Below are 19,823 nucleotides of genomic sequence, written 5' to 3'. Positions count from 1 at the left end.
CCTCGTGCGCTCAGCCCCCTCGTGCGTCCAGCCCCCGCTGAGCCCGCTCAGCGGCCTGGCAGCCGCGGGCAGGTCCGGCACAGCAGGGCGGGCGAGGCCGCGTAGGCGAAGCAGCACGAGCGGCGCGCGCGGGTCCAGCCCTCCGAGCCGCAGGTGCGGACCCGGCCGGGCCGGCGCAGGGGGTGCGGCGCGCGGGAGAGCACCCGGTCGGAGTCCGCCGCACCGGCGGCGACGTCCCCGCGAGCGGCGCCGAGCGCGCCCAGCACCCCGTCGACGGCGTCGGCGAGCAGGCCCCACCGCTGGTGCGAGCCCACGCGCACCCGGGGCGTCCAGGCCCTCTCGACCGCGCGGGCGGCGCCCACCAGCTCCCGACCCAGCACGGCCGCGAGGTCGTCCTGGCCGGCGGCCGGCCGGGCGCCCGCCCGCTCGGCCGCGCGGTCCCCGGGCAGGCACCAGGAGCCGCCGGCGAGCAGGGCGACGGCGTCCGGCTGCCCGAGGGGGGCCGCCCGACGCACGGCCACGCGGGCGAGGTCGAGGTCCGGGACCCGTCGCAGGAGCGCGTAGGGCGTGCCCCCGGCCTGTGCGAGGGCGTCCAGGACGAACCCCAGCACGTACGTCGGCGCCACCTGCCCGGGCACGGGAGAGCCCCTGCGGACCATCGCCGCCAGACCGGCGTCCGCGACGGCGACCCAGCGCTCGACCTCCCCGGGCGCCAGCGCGTCGGCCAGCGCGACCCAGCCCGTGCCGTGCGAGGGCCCCTGCGGGAGCTCGTCGAGCACGTGCACGACGCGCTCGCGCGCGAGGGGGGCCACCGCTGCCAGGGCCGCGGCGAGGCTCCCCGCCCCGGCGCCGTCGGGGGCGCCGGGGGAGGGGCTCACGCGCCGCGCAGCGGGCGGATCGTCCAGGAGGCGGAGGCGCTCTGCCCGCGCGCCAGGCGCACGACGCCGGTGCCGCTGTTGAGGGCGTCCGGCGGGCACGTCATGGGCTCGACCGCGAGGCCGGCGCGGTCCAGCTCGGCCTCGGGGCGGTCGGCCGTGTGCACCTGGACCCACGGGAGCACGGCCGGGTCCCACACCATCTCGGCGCCGCGGCCGTCCGCCGCGACGACGGACAGGTGCGCGAGGCCGTCGGCCGGGTCGGGCCGCACGTCCGTCAGGGCGTCGTCCAGCTCGACGCCCGCGAGCGGGCGGCCCGCCCGCAGGTCGCGCGGCGTCCCGTCGACCGGGCGGACGTCGCCGGGCAGCATCCGGTCCCCGAGGGCCTCGAGGTAGGAGGAGGCGTCGGCGGTCGCCGTCCAGTCGTCCACCCTCCCGGTGCCGGCCGAGAGGTACGGGTGGGCCGCGCAGCCCCACGGCGCCGGGTCGTCGCCGAGCCCGGTGCCGGTCACGGTCGTCGTGAGGCCCGTCTCGTCCAGGCGCAGGTCGACGACGACGTCGACGGCGAAGGGGTAGCCCGCCTGCGGCACCACCCGCGCGCTGAGCTGGAGCGTGCTGGCCTCCTCGGTGGTGCTGCCGCCCGTGCGGGCGTAGGACGCCCAGACCAGCAGGCCGTGCAGGGCGTGCCCCCGCGCGGGCTCGGTGATCGCCAGCTGCTGCTCGACGCCGGAGGCCGACCCCAGGTCGGGCAGGCTCCAGCGCCCGTCGACGACGCGGTTGGGCCAGGGCGCCAGGACCGCGCCCCGGAACACGGGCCGGACCTCGTCGGCGCCGAAGGGCACCACCAGGTCGCGCCCGTCGTCGGTCAGCGAGCGCAGGCTCGCGCCCACCTCGGTGACCACCGCCCGCAGGGGTCCGTGCTCGAGGACGTGCTGGTCTCCACTGGGATGCACGGGACGGAGGCTAGCGAGTCACCCGGTCGGGGACCTCGCTTGACCCGTGGCGTGTGAACGTTCACTCTCCTCTCGGCCTGCGAGCGCCCACCGATGGTGGCGGTGCGCGCGCAGGTGCCGGCGCCGATGGAGGCGGCCGGGCACGCGCGTCTCGAGGAGGATTCATGTCCAGCAGCAGGACCATGGCCACGGCCGCCGCAGCAGCTCTCGTGCTCGGGCTGAGCGCCTGCGGGGGCGAGGGCGCCGGCAGCAGCGGCGAGGTGGCCGCCGAGGGCGCCGCCCCCGAGGACCTCACGATCGGCGTGGCGATGCCCACGGAGATCTCCGAGCGCTGGATCGCCGACGGCGAGGCCGTCTCGTCCGGCCTCGAGGAGGCCGGCTACCAGGTCGACCTCCAGTTCGCCGGGGACGACATCCCCACGCAGCAGCAGCAGGTCGACCAGATGATCACCCAGGGCGCGGACGCCCTCATCATCGCGGCCATCGACGGCACCGCCCTCAGCGGCCAGCTCGACGCGGCCGCCGCGGCCGGCATCCCGGTCGTCAGCTACGACCGCCTCATCCGCGACAGCGAGAGCGTCGACTTCTACGTGACGTTCGACAACTACAACGTCGGCGTCCAGCAGGGCACCGCGCTCCTGCAGGGCCTCGGCGTCCTCGACGAGGCGGGGGAGCCGGGGCAGGCCGAGGGGCCGTTCAACATCGAGCTGTTCGCCGGCTCGCTCGACGACAACAACGCGGGCTTCTTCTGGCAGGGCGCCATCGACACCCTGCAGCCCTTCCTCGACGACGGCACGCTCGTCGTCCCCTCGGGCCAGACGTCCATCGAGCAGGCCGCCACGCTCCGCTGGGACCAGGGCACCGCCCAGCGCCGCATGGAGGACCTCCTGACGTCCTCCTACTCCGGTGGCACCCGCGTGGACGGCGTCCTGTCGCCCTACGACGGCATCTCCCGCGGCATCATCACCGCGCTGCAGAACCGCGGCTACGGCGGCGCCGACAACCCCGTGCCGGTCATCACGGGCCAGGACGCCGAGATCGCGTCGGTCAAGCTCATCGCCGACGGGGTGCAGAGCTCGACGATCTTCAAGGACACGCGCAAGCTCGCCGACCAGGCCGTCGTCTCGACGCAGGCCTTCCTCGAGGGCGAGGAGCCCGAGGCCAACGACACCGAGACCTACGACAACGGCGTGAAGGTCGTGCCGTCGTACCTGCTCGAGTCCGACATCGTCTTCGCCGACGACATCGAGCCCCTGCTCGTCGAGTCCGACTACTACACCGCCGAGGAGGTCGCCGCCGGCCAGGCCGGCTGACGACCCGCCGGACCGGCGCCCTCGCGGCGCCGGTCCGGCACCCGGGCCCCGGGCCCGACCGGCCCCGCGGCTCCCAGGAGCCGCGGGGCCCCACCCACGTCGCCCCCCGGGGCGGCACCAACCGCGCAGCGGCCGCCCCGCGGTCGCCCGCGGACGGACGGCAAGAGGCGGTATGAGCGAGAACATCCTCGAGATGCGGGCCATCACGAAGACGTTCCCCGGGGTCAAGGCCCTCGAGGACGTCTCCCTGGCGGTCCGCCGGGGCGAGATCCACGCGATCTGCGGCGAGAACGGCGCGGGCAAGTCGACGCTGATGAAGGTGCTGTCGGGGGTGTACCCGGCCGGCACGTACGAGGGCGAGATCCTGCTCGACGGCGAGCCGCAGCGCTTCTCGGGCATCCGCGACAGCGAGCAGCACGGCGTCGTGATCATCCACCAGGAGCTCGCGCTGATCCCGCACCTGTCGGTGGCCGAGAACATCTTCCTCGGCAACGAGCGGCTCTCCGTGCGCGGCGTCGTGGACTGGAACCGCACCAACGCCGAGGCGGGCGAGCTCCTGCGCCGCGTCGGCCTGCGGGAGAACCCCATCACCCCGGTGGGGCAGCTGGGCGTCGGCAAGCAGCAGCTCGTCGAGATCGCCAAGGCGCTGTCGAAGGACGTGCGCCTGCTCATCCTCGACGAGCCCACCGCGGCGCTCAACGACGACGACTCCGAGCACCTGCTGGGGCTGCTGCGCCAGCTCCGCGAGCAGGGCATCACCTGCATCATCATCAGCCACAAGCTGGGCGAGATCACGGCGGTCGCGGACGCGACGACGATCATCCGCGACGGGCGCACCATCGAGACCCTCGACATGCGCGCCGACGAGATCAGCCAGGAGCGCATCATCCGCGGCATGGTGGGCCGCGAGCTGGGCGACCGCTTCCCCGAGCGCACGAGCACCCCCGGCGAGGAGGTCCTGCGCGTCGAGGGCTGGACGGTCCGCCACCCCGTGCAGGACCGCCTCGTCGTCGACGACGCCTCCTTCACCGTGCGCGCCGGCGAGGTCGTCGGCATCGCGGGGCTCATGGGCGCCGGGCGCACCGAGCTCGCGATGAGCGTCTTCGGCCGCTCCTACGGCAAGTACGTCTCCGGGAAGCTGTACCTGCACGGGCAGGAGGTCCAGGCCCGCAGCGTCCAGGAGGCCATCGCCCACCGGATGGCCTACGCGACCGAGGACCGCAAGACCTTCGGCCTCAACCTCATCGACGACATCCGGGGCAACGTGTCGGCGGCCGGGCTGCGCAAGCTCTCCCGCCGCGGCTGGGTGAACCGGCACGAGGAGGTCAAGGTCGCCGAGGAGAGCCGACGCAGCATGCGCATCAAGGCGCCCGGGGTCATGTCCGTGGTCGGGGGCCTGTCCGGCGGCAACCAGCAGAAGGTCGTGCTGTCGAAGTGGGTCTACACCGACCCCGACGTGCTCATCCTCGACGAGCCCACGCGCGGGATCGACGTGGGCGCCAAGGTCGAGATCTACACCATCATCAACAAGCTCGTCGCAGCCGGCAAGGCCGTCGTCGTCATCTCGTCGGAGCTCCCCGAGCTGCTCGGGGTGTGCGACCGGATCTACACGCTGGCGGAGGGGCGCACCACCGGTGAGCTCCCGGCGCGCGGCGCCAGCCAGGAGCGCCTCATGCAGCTCATGACCCAGGAGAAGGACACCGCGCGATGAGCCACACCACCGCCCCCGACCCGGGCACCGCCCGATCCGACGCGGGCGCCTCGACCGGGCAGCAGGGGGGAGGCGCGGGCTCGCGCGGCCCCCTCGCCCACCTGCAGGCGCTGACCGGCAACCTCCGCCAGAGCGGCATCTTCCTGGCGTTCGTCGCCATCGTGGCGCTCTTCGCGGTGGCCACGGACGGCGTCCTGCTCAGCCCGACCAACGTCACGAACCTCGTGCTGCAGTACAGCTACATCCTCGTGCTGGCCATCGGCATGGTCATCGTCATCATCGCGGGCCACATCGACCTGTCGGTCGGCTCGGTCGTCGCGCTGACGGGCGCCGTCTCGGCGGTCGTCGTCATCCAGGGCGGCGCCCCCTGGCCCGTGGGCGTCGCCGCCGCGCTCGCCGTGGGCATCGCGGTGGGCGCCTGGCACGGCTTCTGGGTCGCCCAGGTGGGCATCCCCGCCTTCATCGTGACGCTCGCGGGCATGCTGCTCTTCCGCGGCCTGACGCTGCGGGTCCTCGACAACGTCTCGCTGTCCCCGTTCCCCGACGGCTACTCCGCCATCGCGAGCGGCTTCATCAACGGGCTCCTCGGCGGGAACGGGTACGACGCCTTCACCCTGCTGGTCTTCGCGCTCGGCGTGGCCGGCTTCGCCGTCGCCGCCCTGCGCACGCGGCGCACGCGGCAGGGCTACGGCCAGCAGGTCGAGTCGCTCCCGCTCTTCGCGCTGAAGATCGTCCTCGTGGCCGCCGTCACGATGGGCTTCGCCTGGCTGATCGCCAACAGCCGAGGCCTGCCGGTCGTGCTCATCATCCTGGCCGTCCTGATCATCACGTACGCGCTGATCACCAAGAACACGGTCTTCGGGCGCCAGGTCTACGCCCTCGGCGGCAACCTCAGCGCGGCCCGGCTGTCCGGCGTCAACACCCGCAACATCAACTTCTGGGTGTTCGTCAACATGGGCTTCCTGTCCGGCGTCGCCGGCGTCATCTACTCCTCGCGCTCCAACAGCGCGCAGCCGAACGCCGGCAACATGTTCGAGCTCGACGCCATCGCCGCGGCCTTCATCGGCGGCGCGGCGGTCACCGGCGGCGTCGGCACCGTCGTCGGCGCGATGGTCGGCGGTCTGATCATGGCCGTCATGAGCAACGGCATGCAGCTGCTCAGCATCGACCAGTCCACGCAGTCGGTCGTGCGCGGCCTCGTGCTGCTCGCCGCCGTCGCCTTCGACGTCTACACGAAGAAGCGCGCGGGCATCACCCGCTGACACCGGGGGCAGCAGCAGGGGCGGTCGACCGGTGACGGGCGGCCGCCCCTGCTGCTGCCTAGGCTCCTCCCGAGGGCCGGGCGCGGGCGCCTGCGCCCGTCCCGAGTCCGACCACCACCAGAGCGAGGAGCGCCATGTTCGAGGCAGCTGACATCCGCGAGTACCGGGGCCACAAGGTCGTGGACGCCGACGGCGACAAGATCGGCGACCTCGAGGCCGTCTACGTCGACACGGCCACCGACCTGCCCGCGTTCGGCACCGTGACGCTGGGCGGGCTCCTCGGCGCCAAGCGACTGGCCTTCGTCCCCTTCGCCGGCGCCACGGTGGGCCCGGACTACCTGAAGGTGGCCTACTCGAAGGCGCTGGTGAAGGAGGCCCCGTCCATCGACACCGACGGCGAGCTCCTGGCCGACGACGAGCCCAGGGTGTTCCTCCACTACGGCATCGACGCGGGCGCCAGCACGGGCCGGCGCCTCGCCCGTCGCTGAGGTGACCTCCCCCCTGGCCCGGCTCGAGGCGCTGCTGAAGCGGCTCGTCGGCCCCGCCCAGCTCGGCCGGCACGACGAGCCCCCGGAGCAGCTGCGCCGCGAGGCCGCCGCGAGCCGGAGCGCCCACGAGCAGGCGTGGGAGACGGTCGTGGACTCCAGCGGCCGGCGGTACGTCCGCGCCCGCAGGGCCCCCGGGGCGCGGGCCGAGGGCTCGCCCGCGCGCCCGGCGGTCGGCGCCCGGGACGACGCGCCGCCCCCGTCCCGGGGCGGGCCCGGGGGGCCGACCCGCCCCGGCGGCGCGCCCCGCTGAGCGCGGCCCGGACGTCGTCACCCGTCCGGAGGAGCGGCCGCCTACGCCCAGGGCGAACGACGTGACCGGAACACCCCCGGATCGCCGGGGCGTTGTCCCCATCGGCAGGAAGGGCGCCGCGAGCAGCGGCGCCCGGGGCAAGGAGCGGCCGACCGCCGCCCCACCCGCGGGACTAGCATCGAGCGACTCGCTGGGGGACCGCCCTCCGCCGCCGGATCGTTCGCGAGGAGCGCCACATGTTCGAGAGGTTCACCGACCGAGCTCGTCGAGTCGTCGTCCTGGCACAGGAAGAAGCCAGGATGCTCAACCACAACTACATCGGCACGGAGCACATCCTCCTCGGCCTCATCCACGAGGGCGAGGGCGTCGCCGCGAAGGCGCTCGAGTCGCTGGGCATCTCCCTGGACTCCGTGCGCGAGCAGGTCCAGGAGATCATCGGCCAGGGCCAGCAGGCGCCCTCCGGCCACATCCCCTTCACCCCCCGCGCCAAGAAGGTCCTGGAGCTGAGCCTGCGCGAGGCGCTGCAGCTGGGCCACAACTACATCGGCACCGAGCACATCCTGCTCGGGCTCATCCGCGAGGGCGAGGGCGTCGCCGCCCAGGTCCTCGTGAAGCTGGGCGCCGACCTCAACCGCGTGCGCCAGCAGGTCCTGCAGCTCCTGTCGGGCTACCAGGGCAAGGAGCCGGCCGCGGCCGGCGGCCCCGCCGAGGGCACGCCCGCGGGCTCGCTCGTCCTCGACCAGTTCGGGCGCAACCTCACGCAGGCGGCGCGCGAGGGCAAGCTCGACCCGGTCATCGGGCGCGAGAAGGAGATCGAGCGCGTGATGCAGGTGCTGTCGCGGCGCACCAAGAACAACCCCGTGCTCATCGGCGAGCCCGGCGTCGGCAAGACCGCCGTCGTCGAGGGCCTGGCGCAGGCCGTGCACAAGGGCGAGGTCCCGGAGACGCTGAAGGACAAGCAGCTCTACACCCTCGACCTCGGCGCGCTCGTGGCCGGCAGCCGCTACCGCGGTGACTTCGAGGAGCGCCTGAAGAAGGTCCTCAAGGAGATCCGCACCCGCGGCGACATCGTCCTGTTCATCGACGAGATCCACACCCTCGTCGGGGCCGGGGCGGCCGAGGGCGCCATCGACGCCGCCAGCATCCTCAAGCCGATGCTCGCCCGCGGGGAGCTCCAGACCATCGGGGCCACCACCCTCGACGAGTACCGCAAGCACATCGAGAAGGACTCGGCCCTCGAGCGCCGGTTCCAGCCGATCCAGGTCGCCGAGCCGACCCTGGCCCAGGCCATCGAGATCCTCAAGGGCCTGCGCGACCGCTACGAGGCGCACCACCGCGTCTCGATCACCGACGGCGCGCTCGTCGCGGCGGCGAACCTGGCCGACCGCTACGTCAACGACCGGTTCCTCCCGGACAAGGCGATCGACCTCATCGACGAGGCGGGCGCGCGGCTGCGCATCCGCCGGATGACGGCGCCGCCGGACCTGCGCGAGTTCGACGAGAAGATCGCCGGGGTCCGTCGCGAGAAGGAGTCCGCGATCGACGCGCAGGACTTCGAGAAGGCCGCGTCGCTGCGCGACGACGAGAAGAAGCTGCTGGCCTCGCGCACCGAGCGCGAGAAGCAGTGGAAGGCCGGTGACATGGACGTCGTCGCCGAGGTCGACGAAGAGCTCGTCGCCGAGGTGCTGGCCATCGCCACGGGCATCCCGATCGTCAAGCTGACCGAGGAGGAGTCCAGCCGCCTGCTCAACATGGAGGCCGAGCTCCACAAGCGGGTCATCGGCCAGGAGGACGCCATCCACGCGCTCTCCCAGGCGATCCGGCGCACGCGCGCCGGCCTGAAGGACCCCAAGCGCCCCGGTGGCTCGTTCATCTTCGCCGGCCCCACCGGCGTCGGGAAGACCGAGCTCGCCAAGGCCCTCGCGGAGTTCCTCTTCGGCGACGAGGACGCGCTCATCCAGCTCGACATGAGCGAGTTCTCCGAGAAGCACACGGTCTCGCGGCTCTTCGGCTCGCCCCCCGGGTACGTCGGGTACGAGGAGGGCGGCCAGCTCACGGAGAAGGTCCGCCGCCGCCCGTTCTCGGTGGTGCTGTTCGACGAGGTGGAGAAGGCGCACGCCGACATCTTCAACTCGCTGCTGCAGATCCTCGAGGACGGCCGCCTGACCGACAGCCAGGGCCGCACGGTGGACTTCAAGAACACCGTGATCATCATGACGACCAACCTCGGCACGAGGGACATCGCCAAGGGCCTGCAGATGGGCTTCCAGGCCGGCGGCGACCTGTCGACCGACTACGACCGGATGAAGCGCAAGGTCGGCGAGGAGCTCAAGCAGCACTTCCGCCCCGAGTTCCTCAACCGCGTCGACGACACGGTCGTCTTCCCGCAGCTCACCCAGGACGAGATCATCCAGATCGTCGACCTGATGCTCGCCAAGCTGGACGGGCGCCTGCGCGACCAGGACATGGCGCTCGAGCTGACCCCGGCCGCCAAGCACGTGGTCGCCACCCGCGGGTACGACCCCGTCCTGGGTGCGCGCCCGCTGCGCCGGACCATCCAGCGCGACATCGAGGACGTCCTGTCGGAGAAGATCCTCTACGGGGAGATCGGCTCCGGCCAGATCATCGTCGTGGACGCCGAGGGCGAGGGCCCGGCCGAGAAGCTGACCTTCACGGGCACGCCCAAGGGCGAGGTGCCCGACGCCCCCGTCGTCGAGGCCGCCAGCACCGAGTGACCCGGAGCGCGGCGCCCGAGCACCGCTCGGGCGCCGCGACAGCACCACCGCCGGAGGGCGGGACGCCTCGTGCGTCCCGCCCTCCGGCGCGTCCGGGGCCCGTCGACGAGGCGAGTCGTCGCCTGGTCGCCCCCCGGGGGGTGCCTCGGGCGGGCGAGTCAGCGCCTGTTCGCCGCCGAGCGCGGGCGTCAGGCGGGGCGCAGGCCCTCGAGGTGGGCGATCTCCGCGGTCTGGACGGCCGTCATCTCGTCGGCCATCTCGCGCACCTGCAGGTCGACGCCGGCGCCCGCGTGCTCCTCGACCATGGCGAGGGCACCGCGGTGGTGGCGGACCATGAGGTCGACGAAGAGGGCGTCGAACGCCTCGCCCCGGGCGTCGGCCAGCTGCTGCACCTCGACGGCGGTCGCCATCCCCGCCATCGACCCCGAGCCGGACCCGTGCCCTGCGTGCGCGTCCGTCCCGCCGTCCGGTCCGTCGGCGACCTCGCCGCGGCCGGAGAGCCAGGAGCGCTCGGGCGGCACCTCCTGGTCGCGCTGCTCGAGCCACGAGGTCATGACCTGGACCTCGGGCGCCTGGCCGAGCCCGATGCGCTCGGCCAGCGCGGCGACGTCGGGGTCGCCGGCCCGCTCGGCCGCCAGGGCGCTCATCTCCACGGCCTGCCGGTGGTGGGTGACCATCTGCTGCAGGAACTCGGCGTCGGCGGGGCTCCAGCGCGCGCCGTCGGTCGGCGGGGCCGCGTCCTCGGGGGCGAGCGTGCGCGCCGGCTCTCCCGGCAGCCCGGGCTGGAGGACCGGCACCGAGGCCTCCGCCGTGGGCGGGGCGTACGCCTCGGGCGGGGCCGCGTCCTCGGAGCCGCTGCAGGAGGACGTGCCGACGGCGGCGAGCACGACGAGCCCGGACGCGGCCGCCCGGGCGAGGGCACGGCTCGCGGTGACGCGTCGACCGGTCGAGGGGGCGGGCATCGGACTCCTCCCGAGGTGGCGCACGAGGTCGTGGGGACCGCCACCGGTCTGCGGTCTGCTGTCCATCTCGCGTCGATGATCCCACGGTCGCCGGATCTGGTGGCATGCTCAGTCACTCCTGGTGGTCAGGAGTGACGCGACGTCGCCCACAGGGGCGCGACCCAGCGGGTCGGGGAGGACGGCAGCAGCGATGGCAGCAGCACACGCAGGCCAGGACCGCGCAGGAGACCGGGACGGGACGGGCGACCGGGGCCGCACGAGGCGCCACCGCGCGCTCGGGCCCCTCGTCGCGGCCGTGGCCGCGGCGGGCCTGGTCGGCGGCTCGGCCGCCACCGCGGTCGCCGCGCCCGACCAGGCGCCCCCGGCGCCGACGGCCCCGGTGGGCGAGGCGCCCACCGAGGTCGGCGCGACGGCCTCCAGCGCGAACATGCGCCTGACGCACAACACCCCGAAGCAGGGGAGCTTCGCCTCGGCGTCCGCGCTGAACAGCGACCTGGCGTTCCAGGGGAAGTACGCCTACGCCGGCAACTACAACGGCTTCGCGGTGTACGACCTGTCCAAGCCCGACGCTCCCGAGCTCGTCACGCAGGTGACGTGCCTGGGCGCGCAGAACGACGTCTCCGTCTACGGCGACGTCCTCGTCCTGTCCACGGACTCGGTCCGCAGCGACTCCTCGTGCGAGTCCACCTCGGTCCCCGCCTCCTCCGCCGACGTGTGGGAGGGGCTGAAGATCTTCGACATCAGCGACCCGCTCGCACCGGAGTACGTCGCCGCGGTCAAGACGACCTGCGGCTCGCACACCAACACGCTCGTCCCCGACGAGGAGAACGGCTCGCTGCTCGTCTACGTGAGCAGCTACGGGCCGAACCCGGCCACGCCCAACTGCCTGCCGCCGCACGACGCCATCTCCATCGTCGACATCCCGCTCGACGCCATGGAGGAGGCCGCCGTCATCGACGTGCCGCAGATCTTCCCCGACGGCGGGTTCCCCGGCGTCCCGGGCACGGTCCGCGGGCCCACCTCCGGCTGCCACGACATCACCTCCTTCGTGGAGCTCGACATCGCCGCCGGCGCCTGCATGGGCGACGGCGTCCTGCTCGACATCAGCGACCCGCGGTCGCCCGTGGTCACCGAGCGCATCCAGGACGAGAACTTCGCCTTCTGGCACTCCGCCACCTTCAACAACGACGGCACGAAGGTCGTCTTCACCGACGAGCTCGGCGGCGGCGGCGCGGCCACGTGCACGGCCGAGATCGGCCCCGAGCGCGGGGCCAACGCCATCTACGACGTCGTCGACGGGTCGCTGGAGTTCGGGAGCTACTACAAGATCCCGCGCCACCAGACGAAGTTCGAGAACTGCGTGGCCCACAACGGCTCCCTCCTCCCGGTCGAGGGGCGCGACGTGATGGTCCAGGCCTGGTACCAGGGCGGCATCTCGGTGTTCGACTTCACCGACTCCGCGAACCCGCGGGAGATCGCCTGGTTCGACCGCGGCCCGCTCTCGACGGAGACCATGGTCACGGGTGGGTCGTGGTCCGCGTACTGGTACGACGGCCGGGTGTACTCCAACGACATCCAGCAGGGCTTCGACGTCCTCTCCCTGCGGGGCTCGGCCTTCGCCCAGGCGCGGAACGTCGAGCTCGGCCAGCTGAACCCGCAGATGCAGGGCGCCTACACGTCCTGGCGGGACAGCCGCCGGGGCTGACCCCTCCGCTGCACGCCGGCACCGCCCGGGTCCGCCAGGGGCCCGGGCGGTGCTGCGTCCGGGGGCGGGGCGCCGCGCCGCTCCGCTCGGGCGAGGGGGAGTGGTCCGCACTACCGTCGGCCCATGAGCACCACGTCGCAGACGACGATCTCCTCCTCCAGCCCGCTGGCGCCCGACGTCCTCGTGGAGCGCCTCGTGCAGGCCCTGCACGGCGCGGCCCAGGTGAGCACGGACGAGGAGCGCACGACGCTGGTCTTCCCGCCGGCGGGAGAGGCCATCGGGGACAGCCCGGTGGGCTCGGCCCACCTGCAGGCCGGCGCCGAGACCGTGGTGGTGGACTGCACCGCCCCGAGCAGCCGCGAGCTCGAGCGCATCGAGGAGCTGCTCACGACCCGGCTGCGCACCGTGGACACGGCGGCCGCGAGCGCCGTCGCCTGGCGTCGCCACGAGTGAGCGCCGACGCAGGGGGCGGGCGCGTCCGCGTCCGCCCCGCCCGCACGTCCGACGTCCGGGCCATCCGGGCGCTGACGGCGCCGCTGGCCGAGCAGCGCGTCCTGGTCGCCAAGGAGGCCGTCGCCTACTACGAGGGGCTCCCCGAGCTCGTCGTCGCCGAGCTCGACGGCGCGGTGGTGGGCTGCGGCGCGCTGCACGTGTTCTGGGAGGACCTCGCGGAGGTGCGGACCCTGGCCGTCTCGACGCAGGCGCGGGGCGTCGGCGTGGGCGGCCTCGTCCTCGCCGAGCTGCTGCGCCGGGCGCGCGAGCTCGGCGTCGCCCGGGTGTTCTGCCTCACCTTCGAGACCCGCTTCTTCGCGGCCCACGGCTTCGAGGAGATCGAGGGCACGCCGGTGGCGCCGGAGGTCTTCGCCGAGCTGCTGCGCTCCCACGACGACGGCGTCGCCGAGTTCCTCGACCTCGCCCGGGTGAAGCCGAACACCCTCGGCAACAGCCGGATGATCCACTACCTCGAGGAGTCGGCCCGGGCGCTGGACGCCGCGCGCGCGGGAGCCCTCGGCCCCGCCGCCCACCCCGGCAGCGCGTAGGCGTCGCCCGGAGCGGGCTCCACGAGCCCGTCGTCCAGGAGCGAGGCGAGGCAGCGCTCCCGCTGGTCGTCCTCGGCCCACGCGGTGCTCAGCTCGGCGGCCCCGACGGGACCGTCCGCCGCTCGCAGGAGCGCGAGCAGCCGGCCGCGGACCTGCCGGTCGGTGCCCTCCCAGCGCTGGGCCCGCCGAGCGGGCCCCGCCGCCGGCGGGGACCCGGCGAGCAGCCAGGCGCACCGGTCGGCCACCGGGCACGCCGCGCAGCGCGGTGCGCGGGCCGTGCAGACCAGCGCCCCCAGCTCCATGACGGCCACCCCCCACCGCGCCGCCGCGGCGTCGTCGGCCGGCAGCAGCACGGCGGCCAGCGCCGTCTCCGCGGCCGAGAGCGAGGGGGCGGGCTGCGCCGCACCGGCCACGAGCCGGGCGTGGACCCGCCGGACGTTGGTGTCGACGACGGCGTGCCGGCGCCCGTGGGCGAAGGAGGCCACCGCGGCCGCGGTGTAGGCGCCGACGCCGGGCAGGGCCCGCAGCGCGTCGAGGTCCGCCGGCACCACGCCGTCGTGCCGCTCGACGAGCGCGACCGCGGCGGCGTGCAGCCGCAGCGCCCGCCGCGGGTAGCCCAGGCGGCCCCAGGCGCGGACGGCCTCGCCCGCGGGCTCGGCGGCCAGGGCGGCCGGGTCGGGCCAGCGCTCCAGCCACTGGCCCCACACGGGCAGCACCCGGGCGACCGGGGTCTGCTGGAGCATCACCTCGCTGACCAGGACGCCCCACGGGTCGGGGTCCTCGCCGCGCCAGGGCAGGTCGCGCGCCTCGCGGGCGTACCAGGCCAGCAGGTCCGCGTGCAGGCTCGCGAGCGCGGCGGGCGGCGGGGCCGCGGCGGTGCTGCCCGCTCGCCGGGGGGTGCGGGAGGGGCTCAGACGTACCGCTCGAGGATGCTCGACTCGGCCAGGCGGGACAGGCCCTCGCGCACGGCGCGGGCGCGCTGGTCGCCGACGCCGTCGACGGCCATCAGGTCGTCGATGCCCGCGGCGAGCAGCTGCTGCAGCCCGTCGAAGTGGTGCACGAGCCGCTCCACGATCGCGCCCGGCAGCCGGGGGATCTTGTGCAGGAGGCGGAAGCCCCGAGGGCTGATGGCGCTGTCGAGGCTCTCGCCGGCAGCGGTCAGGGAGAGCGCCCGGGACACCTGGGCGAGGTCGACGAGCTCGGTGGACTCCAGCCGCGCCAGGTCCGCCAGCACGTCGGGCACGGACGCGCCGACCCGCTCCGGGTCGGTGTAGTCGCGCAGGACCAGCTCCTGGTCCGGCCCGATGCCCCCGATGAGCTCCTCCAGCTGCAGCGAGAGGAGGCGGCCGTCCGCGCCGAGCTCGACGACGTACCCGGCGATCTCGTCGGAGATGCGGCGGACCATCTCCTGGCGCTGCACGACGGCCGCGACGTCCCGGACGGTGACGAGGTCCTCGATCTCCAGGGCGGACAGGGTGCCCGCCACCTCGTCCAGCCGGGACTTGTAGCGCTCGAGGGTGGCGAGCGCCTGCTCGGCCCGTCCGAGGATCGCGGCGGAGCCCTCGAGGACGAAGCGCCGGTCCGCGACGTAGAGCGCCACGATGCGCATGGAGGCGCTGACCGAGATCACGGGCATGCGCGTCTGCTTGGCCACGCGCTCGGCGGTGCGGTGGCGCGTGCCCGACTCGGACGTCTCGATCGTGTGGTCGGGGACCAGCTGCACGGCGGCGCGCAGGATCTTGCTGGCCCCGGCGTCCAGGACGATCGCGCCGTCCATCTTGGCGAGCTCGCGCAGCCGGGTGGCGGAGAAGTCGACGTCGAGGGTGAACCCGCCGCTGCAGAGGGACTCGACGACGCGGTCGTGGCCCAGCACGACCAGGGCCCCGGTGCGGCCCCTCAGGATGCGCTCGAGCCCGTCGCGCAGCTCGGTGCCCGGCGCGACAGCGGCCAGGGTGGCGAGGAGGAGCTCCTCGGGCGAGCGCTCGGCGGCCATCGTCCCCCTCAGCCCGGCGTCGGTCGGCGCACCGGACGGCGGGCCGGAGCGCAGGCTACCGGCGCTGCGAGGGCGTCCGAGCCGCCGCGGCCGGTCGTCGCCGAGCCGTGACCTGCGGCGGGTGCGGGGCTACCGCTCGCCGGGGGACGAGCGGTGACCGCCCCCCGGGGCCCCGTCGGAGGCGGCGAACAGGCGCAGCACGCACGAGCGGACGTCGTCGACCTCGAGGACCTGCATCGCCCCCCACGGCGGAGGGCCGACGGGGCCGTCGCCGTCGGGGCCGGCCGACGGCGAGGAGCCGGCCCGCAGGGACCGGTCGGTGCGCCCGCCGCCGGCCGGGGAGGGGGAGTGCACGCCGAGCGCGCCGCGGGGGACCAGGGCGCGCTGCATGCCCAGGCGGGCGGCCTCCACCAGGCGGCGCTCGGTGCCCGGCACCGCGCGCACGTCGCCCGAGAGGCCGAGCTCGCCGATCGCCACGGTGCCCGGGGGCAGCGGGGTGTCGAAGCAGGCGCTGGCGATGGCGACGGCGAGCGCGAGGTCGACGCCCGGCTCGGTGGTGCGCACGCCGCCCACCGTGGCGGTGAAGACGTCGCTCGGGGTGCGCAGCAGCCCCGCTCTCGCCTGCAGCACGGCGACCGCCAGGGCGACGCGGCTGGCGTCCAGGCCGGTGGAGCGCGTCTTGGGCGCGTTCCCGGCCGCGGGCGCCACCAGTGCCTGCACCTCGACGACGAGCGGGCGCCGCCCCTCCAGCGCCACCGTGGCGCAGGTGCCGGGCACCGGTGTCGTGGTGCGGGAGAGGAACAGCTCGCTCGGGTCGACCAGGCCGGTGATGCCCCCCTCGGAGAGGTCGAAGCAGCCGACCTCGTCGGTGGGGCCGTAGCGGTTCTTCACCGCGCGGACCATGCGCAGCCGCGAGTGGCGGTCGCCCTCGAAGGTGCAGACGACGTCGACGAGGTGCTCGAGCACGCGGGGGCCGGCCACCGAGCCGTCCTTGGTGACGTGACCGACCAGGAGCGCGGCCATGCCGCGCTCCTTGGCGGTGGCGATGACCGCCGCCGCGACCTCGCGGACCTGGGTGACCCCGCCCGCGGAGCCCTCGACGGCCGCGGACGCCACCGTCTGCACCGAGTCGAGCACCAGCAGGTCGGGCGAGACCGCCTCCACGTGGGCCAGGACGGCGGCCAGGTCGTTCTCCGCGGCCAGGTACAGGCGCGGGCGCAGCGCGCCGATGCGCTCGGCGCGCAGGCGCACCTGCGCCGCGGTCTCCTCGCCCGTGACGTACAGCACCGTCTTGCCCGTGGTGGCGGTGCGGGCCGCCACCTCGAGCAGCAGGGTGGACTTGCCCACGCCGGGCTCGCCCGCGAGGAGGACGACGGCGCCGGGGACGATGCCGCCGCCCAGCACGCGGTCGAGCTCGTCGACGCCCGTGGGCGCGGCCGAGGCCTCCTGGGCGTCCACCTCGGCGATCGGCTGCGCGGCGCGGCGCACGGCCCGCGCGGGGGCCGTGCGCGGGCCGGAGGGCGCCGCGACCTCCTCGACGGTGCCCCAGGCGTGGCACTCCGCGCACCGCCCGACCCACTTGCCCGTGGCCCAGCCGCAGTCGGCGCAGCGGTAGGCGGGGCGCGGAGGTCGCGGGGCGGCGCTCTTGGAGACCATGGGCGGGACGCTAGGCGGACCCACCGACAGCGGCGGGGGACCCGCCCGCGGGGCCGCCGCCCGCCCGTCGCCAGCGGACGGCCACCGCGTCGTCCAGCGAGGTCCCCGGGTGGCCGGCCAGCACCTCGTCGGCGAGCGCCGGCGGCAGCTCGATGCGCACCACCGCCTCCAGGGCGGCGCGGTCGGGCATGGACCAGCGGACGTCGACCGAGCGCTCGGCGAAGCCGTGCCGGCGCCAGAAGCGGCGGACGGCCGCGGCGTCGTGCCAGGGCCGCGCGCGGGCGAACCAGCCGCCGAAGGTGGAGCGCGACGCGTCGGTGTCGACGACGACGGCGACGCCGCCCGGGCGCAGCACCCGGTCCAGCTCGGCCAGCCCCGGCTCGCAGCCCGGCCCGAAGAAGTAGGCCCAGCGCGCCAGCGCGACGTCCGCCGAGGCGTCGGGCAGCGGCAGGTCCTGCGCCGTCCCCGCCACGACGCTCACCCGGCTCCCCGCGGGGCCGAGGCCCGCCACGAGCGCGCGGGCGCGCTCGCGCAGCGGGGGGTGCGGCTCGACGCCGACGACCGAGGCGGCCGCCCCGCGCGCGGCCGCCGCCGCGTCCTCGCCGGGCCCGGGGTCGGCGCCCGCCAGGCGCGGGAGCATCACGCCGGGTCCGCACCCGATGTCGACGACGTCGAGCCCCGTCCAGTCGGCCACCTCGCGCACGGCCGCGTCCACGCGGCGCTCGACGTCGACGAACGCGTTCTCCAGCGCGTAGGCGTCGGGGTGGTGCCAGGCGTTGGGGCTCGGGACGACCCCCGGCAGCGGACCCCGCGGGTCCCCGCCCTCGGCGCGACCGCCCTCGGCGCGACCGCCGTCCGGACCGCTGTCGCCGCCGAGGGCGTCGGCGGGGCCGCTGCGTCGGGGGAGGGCTGGCACGGGCGGGATGCTAGGCGCCGCTACGGTTCCGGCCCATGCGCCTCGGGGTCCTCGACGTCGGTTCGAACACCGTCCACCTGCTCGTCGTCGACGCCCACCCGGGCGCCTCGCCGGTGCCCACCGCCTCGCACAAGCGGGTGCTGCGCCTCGCCGAGCGCCTGGACGCCGAGGGCGCGGTGCACGAGGAGGGCGTCGCGGACCTCCTCGACGCCGTCCGGTCGGCCCGCGAGGTGGCCACCGCCGAGGGGGTCGAGGAGCTGTCGGGCTTCGCGACGAGCGCCCTGCGCGAGGCGCCCAACGGCCTGGAGGTCCTCGAGCGCGTGCGCCGCGAGACGGGCGTGGCGCTGGAGGTCCTCAGCGGCGGGGCCGAGGCGCGGCTGACGTTCTTCGCGGTGCGCCGGTGGTTCGGCTGGTCCGCGGGGCGGCTGCTGGTCCTGGACATCGGGGGCGGCTCCCTCGAGCTCGCCGTCGGCCGCGACGAGGACGCCGAGGTCGCCCTGAGCACGCCGCTGGGCGCCGGTCGCACGACCCGCTCCCACCTGGCCGGCGGCGTCACCCGCCCCCGCGACGTCGCGCCGCTGCGCGAGCACGCGCGCGCGGTGCTCGAGGCCTCGACGGGCCGCGTGCGGGACGCCGGCGCCGTCGACCTCGCCGTCGGCTCCAGCAAGACGTTCCGCACGCTCGGGAGGCTCACGGGAGCGGCGCCGGCGCGCGAGGGCATGCACGTGCCGCGCGTCCTCGAGCAGGAGGCGCTCGCCGAGCTGGTGCCCCGCCTCGCGTCCCTGGGCCCGGCCGGCCGCCGCCGGCTCGCCGGGGTGTCCGAGGCCCGCGCCGGCCAGGTCGTGGCCGGCGCCGTCGTCGCCCTGGAGGCGATGCGCGCGCTCGACGTCGAGCGGCTCTCCCTGAGCCCGTGGGCGCTGCGCGAGGGCGTCATCCTGCGGCGCCTCGACGCGCTCACGCCCCTGCTCGGCCGCTGACCGCGCCGGGAACCCCCGTCGGGGGACGCCCCCGGCGGGCGGGGCCTACTGTGGAGGCGTGAGCGAGCCCGTGACGCCCCGACGCTCACCCGCCATCACCCTCTCCACCAGCTCGGTCTACCCGGGGTCGTGCGCCGACGCCTTCGAGACCGCGGCCCGCCTCGGCTACGACGGCGTGGAGGTCATGGTCTGGACCGACCCGGTCAGCCGCGACGCGGTCGCGCTGCGGCGCCTGGCCGAGCACTACGGGATGCCCGTCCTGTCCGTGCACGCCCCGACGCTCCTGCTCACGCAGCGGGTCTGGGGCCGCGACCCGTGGACGAAGCTGGAGCTCTCGGTCGAGCTGGCCCAGGACCTGGGCGCCGACGTCGTCGTGGCCCACCCGCCGTTCCGGTGGCAGCGCGAGTACGCCGCGGGCTTCGTCGACGGCGTGCGGGAGGTGTCCCGGCGCACGGGCACCGCGATCGCGGTGGAGAACATGTTCCCGTGGCGCGCGGGCGGGCGGGACCTGCTCGCGTACTCCCCGGGCTGGGAGGTCGTCGACGAGGACTACGACCAGGTGACCCTCGACGTCTCCCACGCGGCCACGTCCGGGCGCGACGCCCAGGAGCTCGCCCGCGAGCTGGCCGGCCGCCTGCGCCACCTGCACCTGACCGACGGCAGCGGGTCGGCCAAGGACGAGCACCTGGTGCCGGGGCGCGGCGCCCAGCCCGTGGCCGGGCTGCTGGGCGACCTGGTGGACGCCGGGTTCACCGGGCACGTCGTCGCCGAGATCAACACGCGGCGCTCGCGCGCACCGGGCGAGCGCGAGCGCGACCTCGCCGAGACCCTCGCCTTCGCCCGCCGCCACCTGCGCCAGTCCTGAGCGACCCCGGGCGCCCCGCGGGGGCGCCGCGCCGAGGACCTCCCCGCGGGCTCCCGGGCCGC

At 75.2% G+C, this 19,823-nt stretch carries 18 protein-coding genes; 11 read left to right on the top strand and 7 right to left on the bottom strand.

Features of this window, described 5'->3' with window-relative positions; translation table 11 throughout:
* Positions 1-47: 47 nt before the first annotated feature.
* Entirely contained in the window at positions 48-878 is an 831-nt protein-coding gene (locus Q0848_RS12960) for a (2Fe-2S)-binding protein (protein WP_299038195.1), read from the bottom strand.
* Complete coding sequence (locus Q0848_RS12955; protein WP_299038193.1) at positions 875-1,828, bottom strand: aldose 1-epimerase family protein; 954 nt, start codon at positions 1,826-1,828, stop codon at positions 875-877. The genes Q0848_RS12960 and Q0848_RS12955 overlap by 4 nt, the downstream gene beginning before the upstream one ends.
* 164 nt (positions 1,829-1,992) lie before the next feature.
* Here Q0848_RS12955 and chvE point away from each other — a divergent pair, with 164 nt between their 5' ends.
* The 6 genes from chvE (at position 1,993) to Q0848_RS12925 (ending at position 9,647) form a co-directional block, all read left to right on the top strand.
* Entirely contained in the window at positions 1,993-3,141 is a 1,149-nt protein-coding gene (chvE, locus tag Q0848_RS12950; protein WP_299038192.1) for a multiple monosaccharide ABC transporter substrate-binding protein, read from the top strand.
* Positions 3,142-3,313: 172 nt separating this feature from the next.
* A complete protein-coding gene (mmsA, locus tag Q0848_RS12945) occupies positions 3,314-4,852 on the top strand; it encodes a multiple monosaccharide ABC transporter ATP-binding protein (protein ID WP_299038190.1) in 1,539 nt (512 codons plus the stop codon).
* Complete coding sequence (mmsB, locus tag Q0848_RS12940; RefSeq protein ID WP_299038187.1) at positions 4,849-6,114, top strand: multiple monosaccharide ABC transporter permease; 1,266 nt, start codon at positions 4,849-4,851, stop codon at positions 6,112-6,114. The genes mmsA and mmsB overlap by 4 nt, the downstream gene beginning before the upstream one ends.
* Before the next feature lie 134 nt (positions 6,115-6,248).
* Complete coding sequence (locus Q0848_RS12935; RefSeq protein ID WP_299038185.1) at positions 6,249-6,602, top strand: PRC-barrel domain-containing protein; 354 nt, start codon at positions 6,249-6,251, stop codon at positions 6,600-6,602.
* Position 6,603: 1 nt separating this feature from the next.
* Entirely contained in the window at positions 6,604-6,912 is a 309-nt protein-coding gene (locus Q0848_RS12930; RefSeq protein ID WP_299038183.1) for a hypothetical protein, read from the top strand.
* Positions 6,913-7,148: 236 nt separating this feature from the next.
* A complete protein-coding gene (locus tag Q0848_RS12925; protein ID WP_299038182.1) occupies positions 7,149-9,647 on the top strand; it encodes an ATP-dependent Clp protease ATP-binding subunit in 2,499 nt (832 codons plus the stop codon).
* Positions 9,648-9,835: 188 nt separating this feature from the next.
* On the opposite strand, the gene Q0848_RS12920 is transcribed toward Q0848_RS12925, so the two are convergent.
* Positions 9,836-10,609: a DUF305 domain-containing protein gene (locus Q0848_RS12920; protein ID WP_299038181.1), complete on the bottom strand. Its 774-nt coding sequence runs from the start codon at positions 10,607-10,609 to the stop codon at positions 9,836-9,838.
* A 190-nt stretch (positions 10,610-10,799) separates the two neighbouring features.
* Between Q0848_RS12920 and Q0848_RS12915 the strand changes: the two genes are divergently transcribed.
* The 3 genes from Q0848_RS12915 to Q0848_RS12905 all read left to right on the top strand — a co-directional run bounded on the left by Q0848_RS12915 (position 10,800) and on the right by Q0848_RS12905 (position 13,354).
* Complete coding sequence (locus Q0848_RS12915; RefSeq protein WP_299038179.1) at positions 10,800-12,314, top strand: LVIVD repeat-containing protein; 1,515 nt, start codon at positions 10,800-10,802, stop codon at positions 12,312-12,314.
* Between the two features lie 123 nt (positions 12,315-12,437).
* The gene (locus tag Q0848_RS12910) at positions 12,438-12,767 is read left to right on the top strand and encodes a DUF2218 domain-containing protein (protein ID WP_299038177.1); all 330 of its coding nucleotides are present in this window, start codon (positions 12,438-12,440) and stop codon (positions 12,765-12,767) included.
* On the top strand, positions 12,764-13,354 hold the full coding sequence (locus Q0848_RS12905) for an amino-acid N-acetyltransferase (protein WP_299038175.1): 591 nt from the start codon (positions 12,764-12,766) through the stop codon (positions 13,352-13,354). Before Q0848_RS12910 ends, Q0848_RS12905 begins: the two co-directional genes overlap by 4 nt.
* Here the strand turns inward: Q0848_RS12905 and Q0848_RS12900 are convergent.
* From Q0848_RS12900 to Q0848_RS12885, 4 genes are all read right to left on the bottom strand, one after another.
* Positions 13,273-14,196, bottom strand: a complete 924-nt coding sequence (locus tag Q0848_RS12900) for an A/G-specific adenine glycosylase (protein ID WP_366146600.1) — start codon at positions 14,194-14,196, stop codon at positions 13,273-13,275. The genes Q0848_RS12905 and Q0848_RS12900 overlap by 82 nt on opposite strands.
* A gap of 68 nt (positions 14,197-14,264) precedes the next feature.
* Positions 14,265-15,347 (bottom strand): DNA integrity scanning diadenylate cyclase DisA, encoded by a 1,083-nt coding sequence (disA, locus tag Q0848_RS12895; RefSeq protein WP_299038173.1) that lies wholly within the window; start codon positions 15,345-15,347, stop codon positions 14,265-14,267.
* 129 nt (positions 15,348-15,476) lie between these two features.
* The gene (radA, locus tag Q0848_RS12890) at positions 15,477-17,003 is read right to left on the bottom strand and encodes a DNA repair protein RadA (protein WP_299038172.1); all 1,527 of its coding nucleotides are present in this window, start codon (positions 17,001-17,003) and stop codon (positions 15,477-15,479) included.
* A gap of 10 nt (positions 17,004-17,013) precedes the next feature.
* Positions 17,014-17,919: a class I SAM-dependent methyltransferase gene (locus Q0848_RS12885; RefSeq protein ID WP_299038170.1), complete on the bottom strand. Its 906-nt coding sequence runs from the start codon at positions 17,917-17,919 to the stop codon at positions 17,014-17,016.
* Positions 17,920-17,954: 35 nt separating this feature from the next.
* Here Q0848_RS12885 and Q0848_RS12880 point away from each other — a divergent pair, with 35 nt between their 5' ends.
* Both Q0848_RS12880 and Q0848_RS12875 read left to right on the top strand, forming a co-directional pair.
* Positions 17,955-18,896, top strand: coding sequence for a Ppx/GppA phosphatase family protein (locus Q0848_RS12880; protein ID WP_299038168.1), 942 nt, complete (start codon positions 17,955-17,957; stop codon positions 18,894-18,896).
* A 58-nt stretch (positions 18,897-18,954) separates the two neighbouring features.
* Entirely contained in the window at positions 18,955-19,761 is an 807-nt protein-coding gene (locus Q0848_RS12875; protein WP_299038166.1) for a sugar phosphate isomerase/epimerase, read from the top strand.
* The last annotated feature ends 62 nt before the right edge of the window (positions 19,762-19,823 follow it).

The sequence above is a fragment of the uncultured Pseudokineococcus sp. genome, assembly GCF_947495735.1.
Lineage (GTDB): Bacteria > Actinomycetota > Actinomycetes > Actinomycetales > Quadrisphaeraceae > Pseudokineococcus.
This window is presented reverse-complemented; position numbering and strand designations above follow the sequence as displayed.